General features: G+C 56.7%; 10 protein-coding genes. 3 read left to right on the top strand and 7 right to left on the bottom strand.

The window, feature by feature from the left end:
- Window positions 1-66: 66 nt before the first annotated feature.
- The 5 genes from HMPREF9538_RS05775 to HMPREF9538_RS05795 form a co-directional block, all read right to left on the bottom strand.
- A complete protein-coding gene (locus tag HMPREF9538_RS05775; RefSeq protein ID WP_009485971.1) occupies window positions 67-2,124 on the bottom strand; it encodes a beta-galactosidase in 2,058 nt (685 codons plus the stop codon).
- Window positions 2,125-2,155: 31 nt separating this feature from the next.
- Entirely contained in the window at window positions 2,156-3,358 is a 1,203-nt protein-coding gene (locus tag HMPREF9538_RS05780; protein WP_004178761.1) for a glycoside hydrolase family 53 protein, read from the bottom strand.
- A gap of 4 nt (window positions 3,359-3,362) precedes the next feature.
- A complete protein-coding gene (locus tag HMPREF9538_RS05785) occupies window positions 3,363-4,214 on the bottom strand; it encodes a sugar ABC transporter permease (RefSeq protein WP_032457224.1) in 852 nt (283 codons plus the stop codon).
- Window positions 4,215-4,224: 10 nt separating this feature from the next.
- On the bottom strand, window positions 4,225-5,532 hold the full coding sequence (locus tag HMPREF9538_RS05790; RefSeq protein WP_004177243.1) for a carbohydrate ABC transporter permease: 1,308 nt from the start codon (window positions 5,530-5,532) through the stop codon (window positions 4,225-4,227).
- A 62-nt stretch (window positions 5,533-5,594) separates the two neighbouring features.
- Window positions 5,595-6,827: a maltodextrin ABC transporter substrate-binding protein gene (locus tag HMPREF9538_RS05795; RefSeq protein ID WP_002891991.1), complete on the bottom strand. Its 1,233-nt coding sequence runs from the start codon at window positions 6,825-6,827 to the stop codon at window positions 5,595-5,597.
- A gap of 356 nt (window positions 6,828-7,183) precedes the next feature.
- On the opposite strand from HMPREF9538_RS05795, the gene HMPREF9538_RS05805 reads away from it, so the two are divergent.
- Together HMPREF9538_RS05805 and HMPREF9538_RS05810 are read left to right on the top strand one after the other, a co-directional pair.
- Window positions 7,184-8,293, top strand: coding sequence for an ABC transporter ATP-binding protein (locus tag HMPREF9538_RS05805; RefSeq protein WP_032419746.1), 1,110 nt, complete (start codon window positions 7,184-7,186; stop codon window positions 8,291-8,293).
- Window positions 8,294-8,527: 234 nt separating this feature from the next.
- Window positions 8,528-10,087, top strand: coding sequence for an EAL domain-containing protein (locus HMPREF9538_RS05810; protein WP_009485966.1), 1,560 nt, complete (start codon window positions 8,528-8,530; stop codon window positions 10,085-10,087).
- 34 nt (window positions 10,088-10,121) lie between these two features.
- Here the strand turns inward: HMPREF9538_RS05810 and HMPREF9538_RS0128295 are convergent, their stop codons facing one another.
- Complete coding sequence (locus tag HMPREF9538_RS0128295; protein WP_002891985.1) at window positions 10,122-10,394, bottom strand: metal/formaldehyde-sensitive transcriptional repressor; 273 nt, start codon at window positions 10,392-10,394, stop codon at window positions 10,122-10,124.
- 164 nt (window positions 10,395-10,558) lie between these two features.
- On the opposite strand from HMPREF9538_RS0128295, the gene HMPREF9538_RS0128290 reads away from it, so the two are divergent.
- Window positions 10,559-11,440, top strand: coding sequence for a nickel/cobalt efflux protein RcnA (locus HMPREF9538_RS0128290; protein ID WP_020316523.1), 882 nt, complete (start codon window positions 10,559-10,561; stop codon window positions 11,438-11,440).
- Between the two features lie 44 nt (window positions 11,441-11,484).
- Here the strand turns inward: HMPREF9538_RS0128290 and HMPREF9538_RS30460 are convergent.
- Window positions 11,485-11,782: YczE/YyaS/YitT family protein (locus HMPREF9538_RS30460; protein WP_009485962.1), on the bottom strand; the 298-nt coding region annotated here is incomplete at its 5' end.

Here is an 11,782-nt window from a genome sequence, read left to right as displayed (position 1 = left end):
AAAAAAAAAAAAAAAAAAAAAAAAAAGAGGCGCAGCGGGGGGGGGGGGGGGGTGGAGAAGAAGAAATTACGCGTGACGACGGAGAATACGGCAATCCCATGCCGTCAGGGTCAGTGGAGCCGATACCGCCGCGTCGGTCAGGCAATCCCAATACCCTTGCGGCAGGGTTAGGGTATGGTTTTGCGCGCTGTAGTTCTGCAGGAAGATAAATGCGTTGTCACCGTCGGTGCGCGCAGTCGCCACCACGCCGGGTGGTAACTCCGTCGCTATCGCCCGCGGCAGGGCCAGCTCCTTGCTCAGGGCGGTAAAGAAATCGCGCTGGAAGGCTAAATCGTTGCGGGAGGCCACATGCCAGGCTTTGCCTTTCCCGAACGCGTTCACCGTCACAGCCGGCCGTCCGGCATAAAAATCATCCCGGTAGGTGGCCAGCGCCTGGGCGCTCTCGATATGGATCAGTTCGCAGAGATGGCGCACCTGATAAGGGCCCTGCAGACCGCACTGATTCCCGGCAAGCCCCTGCACCAGATTAAACTCGCCGTCATTCAGGCAGTCGATCTCTTCCGCCCAGATCCCCAGCAGATTGCGCAGCGGGCCCGGGAAGCCGCCGAGATAGCAGAGATCGGACTCATTGACGATACCGGTCCAGTAGGTGGTCACCAGGTGGCCGCCGTTGGCGACAAACGCCTCCGCCCGACCGGCAAAGCCGTCGCGCACCATATATAACATCGGGGCAATCACTAACTGATACGGCGTTAAATCGACATCGGCGTCAATCACATCGACGGCGATGCCCTGCTCCCAGAACGGGCGGTAGTGCTCGTTGACCGTCTTCTCATATTCCATCCCAAGATTACGCGGCCCCTGGGCGTCATCCAGCGCCCAGCGGTTCTGCTGGTCGAAGATAATCGCTACTTTCGCCTCGGTGCGACAGCCTCTCACCTCCGGCAGCTTGCTGAGGATCTCGCCGAGCTGGCAGACTTCGCGGCCAATGCGGGTATCAATATGTCCGACGTGGTCGACCACTGCGCCGTGAAATTTCTCAACCGAACCGCGGCTTTTCCGCCACTGGAAATACTGCACCGAGTCGGCGCCATGCGCCACCGCCTGCAGCGAGGAAAGAATATGCATTCCCGGCTTCTTCAGTTTGCTGGTCGGCTGCCAGTTGGTGGCGCCCGGGGTGGACTCCATCAGCACAAACGGTTTGCCGCCCTTCAGGCTGCGCATCATGTCATGATACATCGCGGTGTAACAGGCCAGCGCGGTTTCGTCTTTATCGCGGTGCCACATCGGATAGCTGTCCCAGGAGATGAAATCCAGCGCCTCCGCCAGCTGCCAGTAGTCGTAATCGTAGAAATACTCCATAAAGTTGGTAGTCACCGGCAGGGAGGCATTCGCCGCCTTCAGCGGAGCAATTTCATGGCGGCAGAAATCGTTCACCTGAGCGGTGTTAAAGCGATGCCAGTCAAGATTAAGACCGTGGATCGACATCTCGCCCTGCGGCGCAGGCGATTCAATCTGCGACCAGTCAGTATAGGTATGACTCCAGAAGGTGCTCCACCAGGCCTGGTTGAGGTTCTCCAGGGTCTGGTAACGCGCCTTCAGCCAGTCGCGAAAACGGTTCTGGCAGAGATCGCAATGGCATTCACCGCCATATTCGTTGGAAATATGCCAGCCCAGCACCGCCGGGTGTGAGGAATAACGTTCTGCCAGCAGGGTATTGATTTGCAGGGTTTTCTCGCGATAGACCGGTGACGACATACAGTGGTTGTGACGGCCGCCGTGCAGGGCCGGCACCCGATCGCGCCCCACCCGCAGAACCTGCGGATAGCGCTGCGACATCCACGCCGGACGCGCGCCGCTCGGCGTGGCCAGAAAGACATGAATGCCGGCGGCATACAGTTTATCGAGGATAATATCCAGCCAGGCGAAATTAAATACCCCTTCGCGTGGCTCCAGTTTCGCCCAGCTAAATATTCCCACCGACATCACATTGCATTTTGCCTGCTGCATCATGGCAATGTCTTTATCAATAATATCGGGGTCATTCTCCCATTGCTCCGGATTATAATCCGCGCCATGCAGCAGCGTACTAACCTTCGGATGTAAAGGTGCAAATTTATTCATAATAAACTTCCTGAAAAAGACGACAAAAAAATTAATTAAAAACTTTTACCGACGGCAATACTTTTCCCTGGCAATCAAATAGCGCCTGATTTTCACGTGCATTACCCTCTTTCCACTCGTCGTGGATATATTTCATCCCCGCCGGGGTGGCCCAGGTATTTCCCGGCACGGCAATCCATGTAGGCTCCCAATAGAAAATACCTTTGCCACGCTGGTCTGGCACATCAACCACCGCCTGCATTAAATCGTGAATATAGTTATATTGCCCCTGTACGCTGGCGGGATATCCTCCATCCTTTTCCTCTTTTGCCTGGAAACTATTTTCCGCGTTATCGCAGTTGGCCAGGGTATAGGCATAGGCCGCCTCGACGACGATGACGTCTTTGTTATAGCGTTTGCTGATGTCATCCATATTGGCCTTCAGGGCGCTGATCGGGCCATTCCAGTAGGTGTACATCGACAGACCAATCACGTCATACGGTACATGCCGCTTGTCGATCTCATCAAACCACCAGCGGAAGGTATCGTTCTTGGTCCCTTCGGCCAGATGCAGCATGATTTTCACCTGCTCGCCCTGGCGCAGGTTCTCCTTCAGGCCAGCGATAGCCGCGTTCAGCAGGCCAGCCAGCCGGTCGAACTCTCCGCCGCCCTGCCCCCAGCTTTTCCCTTCCGGCCACAGGATGCCGCCGTTGATTTCGTTGCCGATCTGCACCATATCCGGCAGCACGCCCGCCTGCTTAAAGCGGGCGATGGTATCGCGGGTATAGTCATGAATCGCCGTTTTCAGCTGCGGGTAATCCAGCTTTTCCCAGGCTTTCGGCTTGAACTGCTTGCCGGGATCGGTCCAGAAATCGCTGTAGTGAAAATCAAGCAGCAGCTTCATCCCCTGGGCTTTCGCCCGTTTCGCCAGCGCCAGGGTGGTGGCCAGATCATTGTTCCCACCGCCATAGTCCTCGCCGCTCGCCGATTGCGGATCCACCCACAGACGGAGGCGGACATAGTTGACGCCGTTCTCTTTCAGAATGGCGATCGGATCCTTGCGCTGATTATTCTGATCGTAGAACGTCGCCCCGTGCTTTTCGGCGTCCAGCAGCGTGGAGATATCCGCGCCTTTGATAAAGTCCGCCGGCATGCCCTGAAACGCGCGGGTTGCAAGCGCGTCCGCGGCCAGAGAAGAGGTGGAGAAACTGCATGCCAGACAAACCGCAAGCCATGCGGGTGTGAATCTTTTCATGTGCTTATCCTTTAGTACTGCCCGAGGTCAGGCCGGAGACGAAGTATTTTTGTAGCGCCAGGTAGAGGATCGCCACCGGTACGGCGATCAGCATCGCCCCCGCCGCGTAGGTGGTGTAGCTGGCACCCATTTTTTGCGCCACCAGGTTATACAGACCGATAGGCAGCGTGTATTTATCCGGGGTACGCAGGATGGTGCTGGAGAGGATGAAATCCCCCAGCGGCCCAGTGAACGAGAACAGCGCCACCACCGCGAGGATGGGCCTCGACAACGGCATGATGATCTCGATAAAGATGCGAAAGCTGCTGGCGCCGTCCATGCGAGCGGACTCATCCAGGTCTTTAGGGATCGCGTCGAGATACCCTTTCATCAGCCAGGTATTCATCGGGATCATCCCCCCGACGTAGATCAGCACCAGCGCCAGATGGCTGTTAATCAGGCCAAGCAGTTGCGACAGCACAAAGATGGCAATCAGCGCGGAAAACTGCGGGATCATCTGCAGCAGCAGGAACAGCATCAGCCCGTTCTGCCGCCCTTTAAAGCGGAAGCGGGAGAAGGCGTAAGCGGTAAAGCTGACGCTAATCAGGGTCAGCACCATGGTCAGGAAGCTGATTTTCATCGAGTTCCAGTACCAGGTGAGGTAATTCACATTGCCATTGAACAGATCGGCATAGTGCTGGAACGACACATTTTCCGGAATGATTGAGGTACTGAGCAGGCTATTGCCGGCGTTCAGCGACGCCCCGACCGTCCAGACCAGCGGATAGATAATCACCACCGAGACCAGAATAACCACCAGCCAGGTGAGAGAGAGCCGGATCCACTTTTCGCGTTTAATACTGGGTGATTGAGCCATGTTGCTTCCCTTACGCCATGTCGTCATTTTTGAAGGATTTGGTGGCGCGGAACTGCCACAGCGCCAGGCCGACGACAAAGATCGACAGCAGGATCGTGATGGTCGCCGCGATGGCGTACTGCGACGAAGACATCGTCAGCTTATAGATCCACGACACCAGAATATCCGTCCCGCCGGCGTTAGAGCCTGCCACCGCAGGGCCGCCGTTGTTGAACAGGTAAATGATATTGAAGTTATTAAAGTTGAAGGTGTACTGGGTGATGATGATCGGCGCGATCGCATACAGCACCAGCGGCAGGGTGATGGTGCGCAGACGGGTAAAGGCGCTGGCGCCGTCCATCGTCGCCGCTTCATACAGATCGTCCGGGATCGCCTGCAACACGCCGGTGGTCATGGCAAAGACAAACGGGAAGCCAAGCCAGGTCTGCATCATGATCAGCGCCGTTTTAGTCCAGAACGGATCGGTGAGCCATGCCTTCGGACTGATGCCAAAAAAGGACAGGATCGCGTTGTTGATGACCCCGAAGGAGTCGTTGAACATGCCGGCAAAAACGAGAATGGTGACAAACCCCGGCACCGCCCACGGCAAAATAAAGATGGTGCGGATCAGCGGCTTAAAGCGCAGATCTTTTTGGTTCACCAGAATCGCCAGCAGTACGCCCACCGTACACTGCAGGGTGGTCGCCAGCAGCGTCCACACCACGGTCCACTGCAGCACATCCAGGAAAGTGGAGCGCCAGATGGAGAGGGTGAAAATATTAATAAAGTTTTTCAGCCCCACCCAGTCCACCAGCTTCGCCGGCGGGGTGTGGTACAGGTTGTAGTTGGTGAAGGCGATGGCGAAACCGAACAGAATCGGAAAGATCACCACAAACACCAGCAGAATAAAGCCCGGGGTGATCATCAGGTACGGAAAGCCGTCGCTCAGCAGCATCTGGTACTGCTTACGCACGCTGTTGAGGGCGATCCCCTCATCGCGTTTTTTGCCGTTGAGCCACGCATCCCGCAGCGAGAGAAAATAGATCAGCACGCCGAAAGCGACGATCAGCACGCTGATAATCCCCTCGGCTAACAGGAAGATAGAGTTATCCCGCGGTACCTCTTCACCCAGGGTATATAACCCCCACAACCCCTCACGCAGGAAATCATAAAAAATCCCCAGAAAGCTGCTCAGCAGCACCAGGAAGACCAGCCCTTTCAGCCACTGGCGATGATAAAACTGACCGAAACCCGGCACGATTGCCAGCAGCAGGCCGCACCATGCATGGCGCCCGGGCCCGCGTGCGTCGCTAAAATTTTCGCTGGAATGGATGCTCACACTCGACTCCTTCTACAAACGGGAGGTCCCCCTCCCGCTCGGTGACTTCACGTGACGGTGAATTACTGATTGCTGGCCTGCATCGCTTCGATCTGCATCGTGATCTGTTTCACCGCGTTATCAAGCGCGGCCTGCGGCGCCTGCTTACCGGTGAGGCTCAGTTCAAGCGCGGCGTTGGCCGGCCCCCACACTTCCCCCATCTCGGGAATGCCCGGCATCGCTACCGCTCGCGCCGACTGGATGGCGACGGCGCTGGCCTTTTGGTCGTTTTTAATCACCGGATCGTCAATCATCGCCTTCAGCGGCGGAATTTCGCCAGTGGCGACATAGCGGGCTTTCACATACTGCGGCTGGTTGATGAACTCGATAAACTGTTGCGCCAGCGCTTTGTCTTTACTCCAGGTCGATACTACATAGCCTTTGACGCCGAGGAAGGAGCTCATCGGCTTGCCGTCCGGCAGGGTCGGCAGGGGCGCCACGCCATAGTTAATGCCAGCGGCTTCATACGGCTGGAAGGCCCAGGGGCCGTTGATCACCGCCGCCGCTTTTTTCTCGGTAAACAGGGAATCGATGGCATTCAGCCCGTTATCGCCGAGGATCCCCGCCGGAAAGACCTTCTCGGCATAGAATTTTTTCAGGAAGGTGACGGCTTCCACGGCGCCGGGGGTATTGAGACCCACCTGCTGCGGGTTAAAGCCGCCGCTGTCGTTTTTAGCAAAGATATAGCCGCCCATCGGGCCAATCGCCCCCCAGCTGTAATAGATCTGGTCAAACTTGGCGAGCAGGCCGTATTTGTTCTGCTCGCGCTGGGTTTTCGAGTAGTCCAGCCAGGCCTGCAGGCTGTCCAGCGGCTTGTCGATCAGGTCCTTGTTGTAGATAAGCACCAGGGTTTCCACCGCCTTCGGGATCCCATACAGCGCGTTGTCCATGCGGAAGGCATTGATGGAGGCTGGCGTAAAGGCATCCTGTTTCGCCTGATCGACGCTGAGCGGCGAGAGTAGTCCCTGAACCACGGCGCCGCCGAGCTGGTCATTCGGGATCACCAGCACGTCCGGCCCAATGCCCGCCGGGCCGTCGAGGCGCAGTTTTTCCAGTTGCTGGGCGTAGGGCATCTCCTGGAGATTGACCTTCACGTTGTACTGCTTTTCAAAATCGCTAACCGCGGTTTTGATGCCAGCGGATTTTTTAATGTCCTCCCAGACGTTGAGCTGCCCGGCGGCATGCGCCTGCAGGCTGGCGAGTTGCCCCGCCGCCAGGGTGGTAAGGATCAGTGCAGCAAGCGTGTTCTTTTTCATTATCAACCTCATGTGAAGGTATAACAATTTAATGGTTTTTATTTGAATTCCGTCTGCCAGTTAGAAAAATAAATCTTTTCAAACTGCCGCATTACGTGGAAAACATGTTCTGATGCGCTTTTGTTATACGCTACGCTTTGATCGTTGATAAAACTACCATAAGCTGCCAGTTGTGTGATCATCCTTGCAGAAATGAAACGTCCCTGTATGGCGCAAAATCCGCGGAAGTTATAGTCAGGGCATGATTTTACTGCTGTTGAACATCGTCACACTGATTTGTTACACGTAATACAAATCACACTCAACATAGCGATAAGCCAACGGCAAATAACAGCTACTCACTCCGGGGAATGTGGATGTCCAATATACGACTGAGGAATGTCACCAAAAGGTTCGGCAGCACGGTGACGCTGCACCAGGTCAATCTCGATATTGAAGATGGCGAGTTTGCCGTCTTCGTCGGCCCTTCCGGTTGTGGAAAATCGACGCTACTGCGCATGATTGCCGGGTTGGAAGAGGTCAGCGAAGGAGAAGTACTGATCGGCGATGAGGTGATGAATGATGTCGTGCCCGCCCGCCGCGGCGTGGCGATGGTCTTCCAGTCCTATGCGCTCTATCCGCACATGACGGTGGCAGAGAACATGGGCTACGGGCTGAAGGTGAATAAAGTGCCGAAAACGGAGATCCGTCGCCAGGTGGAAATGGTGGCTAAAACGCTGCAGCTCTCGCACCTGCTGGATCGTAAACCGAAGCAGCTCTCTGGCGGCCAGCGGCAGCGCGTGGCCATTGGCCGGGCGATCGTGCGTAATCCCCGGGTGTTTATGTTCGATGAGCCGCTCTCTAACCTTGATGCGGAGCTGCGCGTCGATATGCGCCTGCATATTGCCCGTCTGCACCAGGAGCTGAAGACCACTATGGTGTATGTCACGCACGATCAGGTGGAGGCGATGACGCTGGCCGATAAAATAGTGGTCATGAACTACGGGAAAGTCGAACAAATGGGTTCGCCGATGGCGCTTTACTACAATCCGGTCAACAAATTCGTCGCCGGCTTTATCGGCTCGCCGAAGATGAACTTTCTGCCGGCTATCGTCAGCGACTGGCAGCCGGAACGCTTAACGGTCACCCTCGCGCAGGACCATCAGCTGGCCCTGAATATCACCACCCAGCCGCTGAAGCCCGGCGCTGCGGTGACGCTGGGGATCCGGCCGGAGCACCTCACCCCGGAAGTCGCCACCGGTACCGTAGTGGAGTTTCAATGTGAAGTGGTGGAGCGTCTGGGCAACAATACCTATCTGTTCGGCCAGTGCTACGGCCACGATAACGTCAAGGTTTTGCTGCCCGGCGACGTCCATTTCCGCCCGTGGCAGAAGATTAATCTGGCCTTCGACGACCGCTTCTGCATGGTGTTTGATGAGAACGATCTGCGCATCAGCGCCGACATCACGGCTCCGGATGCTCACTAGCTAACATATTGCTGTCATCTGCGCAGCGTATGCTGTGACTGAATGCCGGAATACACCCTGCCCGGCATTCACACCCTCATTTTTATTCTGCTACATCGGAATCATCCTTCTCTCCCGGCATCGCAGGCACTTGTGATGCCGGCTTTTTTCCCTGAGCGGCATTCTTTCTCCCGCTGCGCCGGGCTTATCTTTCGCATATACTGATGACACCCGGCGAACGATAAGGACACAGGCATGAGGACCCGGCATCTGATGGCGCTGTTTACAGGAGTGCTGATACTGGCCATCATCCTGCCCATTTCACTCAGCATCTGGCAGGCGGCGCGGCAGGCCAAAATGCAGTTCTATCGTGAACTGGATGACTATTCCAACCGTATCGTCGTTCGGACGCTGCAGGTTGCCGACCAGGCCCGGGAAGCGTTACGAGAGGCTGACGCACACACCGCCGCCTCCTGTAGCCCTGAACATCTGCTTACGCTCCGCCGCATCGCCTATACCCATCGCTACATTCAGGAAGTGCTCTGGCTGCGTGATTCCGTGCCGCAATGCTCCTCCCTGGAAGACCATAGCGTCGCTGTCACCTTTCCCCCGCCGGACCATATTGCCCCCGACGGCTATCGCACCTGGCTGACCTCAATTAACGATCTTGGCCTCGATCATCAGATGACGGCCATGGGCAGCCGGCAGCACATGGTGATGATCGACCCCGTATCCTTTATTGATGTCGTTCCCGCCAGCGAAGAGAAGATCCATACCATGCTGTTTGGCCTGGACCACCAGAAAATGGTGATCAGCAGTCAGCCGCTGCCGGCGAAAGTCTGGCAACGCATTAAAGATCCGTATGTGGATATGCTTACTCTGGATAACACAGTCTACCGGATCCAGCGCATTCCCGAGCTGGGCTCTGGCATCGTAACCTGGTCTTCAACCTTGCCGCTGCAGCAGCGCATTCGACAGCAGCTGTTCTTCTGGCTCCCTGCCGGCATTTTCACCAGCCTGCTCGCCACCTGGCTGCTGCTGCGTCTGCTAAGGCACCTGCGCTCACCGCGCAACAGCATGCTGGACGCCCTCAATTCCGAAGCGATTCAGGTTTACTATCAGCCGATTATTTCGTTGCAGGACGGGAAAATTGCCGGGGCCGAGGCCCTGGCCCGCTGGCAGCAGCCCGATGGCACTTTTTTATCGCCGGATATCTTTATTCCCCTGGCCGAGCAGACCGGGCTCATCACGCAGCTGACGGAAGATATCGTCAGGAAAATTTTTACCGATCTCGGTCCCTGGCTGCGGCAGCGGCCGGAAGTGCACATATCCATCAACCTGTCGGTAGATGATTTACGCTCGCCCACCCTACCGACGTTGTTACACGATCAGCTGCAGCACTGGGGGATCGCTGCCGAACAGATCATCCTTGAAATCACCGAGCGCGGGTTTGTCGACCCGGAGACCACCATGCCGGTGATCGCTCACTACCGTCAGGCCGGGCATCGGATCTCGATTGATGACTTTGGCACCGGCTACTCCAGCCTGAGCTATCTGCAGAAACTGGACGTCGACACGCTGAAAATCGATAAATCTTTTGTCGATACCCTCGAGTACCGGCCGCTGACGCCGCACATTATTGAAATGGCCAAAGCGCTCAATCTGGCCACCGTCGCCGAAGGGGTGGAAACCGAAAGCCAGCGCGACTGGCTGCGCCAGCATGGCGTTCAGTACGCCCAGGGGTGGCTTTACAGCAAAGCGCTGCCAAAAGAGCAGTTCATTCTGTGGGCAGAGCATAACCTCCATGCGCATTAAGCGGCGGGTGGCTTGAGCGGAACGTCAGGGGGCGCTACTTCAGATAGGATTTAATCACCTGCATCACCGTCTCCAGATCCGCTTCGCGCTGCGTCTCGTCAGGCTCTTTCACCACATGGTCGGTAAGATGCCCCTGAATAACCTGCAGCATCATGCCGTTGACCGCGCCGCGGATCGCCGCCAGCTGCTGTAATATTTCAGCGCACTCATGCTCGCGATTAAGCATTTTCTCTAACGCGGTACTCTGCCCCTGAATTTTCTTCAGCCGGGTCAGTAACATCTTTTTGTGTCGAACTGTATGTGACATTGCACGATCCACCGTTTCATTCTGTCCGGGATTACCGACCTGCGTGGTCAGCAACGCCTGCCAGCATACCATGATCCCTTTTGTCAGCCGCTTTTTCTACTGGGGGGTAGTATTTTACTACTGGGGGGGAGTAGGATAAACGCACTTTTGGCAAGGATCCCGATATGAACGATTTCACTTCCCTTCTGCAGCAGGGCAATGCCTGGCTGTTTATTCCCAGCGCGATACTGCTCGGTGCCCTGCACGGCCTTGAACCGGGCCATTCAAAAACGATGATGGCCGCCTTTATCGTGGCGGTACGGGGAACGTTAAAACAGGCGGTACTGCTGGGGCTGGCGGCCACGGTTTCGCATACGGCGGTGGTCTGGCTGATCGCCATGGCCGGTCTGTGGTTTGGCCGCGGCTGGAACGCCCAAACCTCTGAACCCTGGTTTCAGCTGGTCTCAGGGATTGTCATTGTGCTGATTGCCTGCTGGATGCTCTGGCGCACCTGGCGCGAATCGCAGCCCCACACGCACCATGATCACCACCATGAACATGAGCACCACCATGAACATGAGCACCACCACGAACATGATCATCACCACGAACATGATCACCGCCATGACCATGATCACCGCCATGACCATCACCATGCGTCCTCATCCGCCGCGCCGCTGGTGGCGGAGGAGTGGCAGGACGCGCATCAGCGGGCCCATGCCCAGGAGATCAACCGGCGCTTTGATGGCCGCCAGGTGACGACCGGGCAGATCGTGCTGTTTGGCCTGACCGGCGGGCTGATCCCCTGCCCGGCGTCCATTACCGTGCTGCTTATCTGTTTACAGCTGAAGAAATTCTCCCTGGGCGCCACGCTGGTGCTGGGCTTTAGCGTTGGTCTGGCGCTAACGCTGGTGGCTTCCGGGGCCATCGCCGCCCTGAGCCTTAAACATGCCACCCGCCGCTGGCCGTGGCTTAACGACCTCTCGCGCAAGGCGCCCTGGTTCTCAGGCTTACTGATTATTGTGGTGGGGATCTACATGATGCTTCATGGCCTGAGCGGCCTGTAAGCGATGAAAGGCCCTCTCCATGATGAAGAGGGCGATGGGTTAATTCAGGAGACTATTTCCCGGGGAGGGCTGACCGCGTTGCGGCTGACGGGCTGGCTGAACCACGGCAGGCACAGCTGGATCAGCGGCCCAATCGACAGCGCGTAGATGACGGTTCCGACGCCAAATTTACCCCCCAGCAGCCAGCCAATCAGCAGTACGGAAAGCTCGATCGCCGTCCGGATACCGCGCAGTGACCAACCAGTGCGAGCATGCAGACCGGTCATCAGGCCATCGCGCGGCCCGGGGCCAAAGCCCGCGCCAATATACATTCCGGTAGCGATAGCGTTCAGCACAATCGCT

Origin of the sequence: Klebsiella sp. MS 92-3 (assembly GCF_000195655.1) — a bacterium.
Lineage (GTDB): Bacteria > Pseudomonadota > Gammaproteobacteria > Enterobacterales > Enterobacteriaceae > Klebsiella > Klebsiella pneumoniae.
The sequence above is the reverse complement of the archived record's forward strand: the minus strand, read 5'-3'. Positions and strand labels throughout refer to the sequence as shown.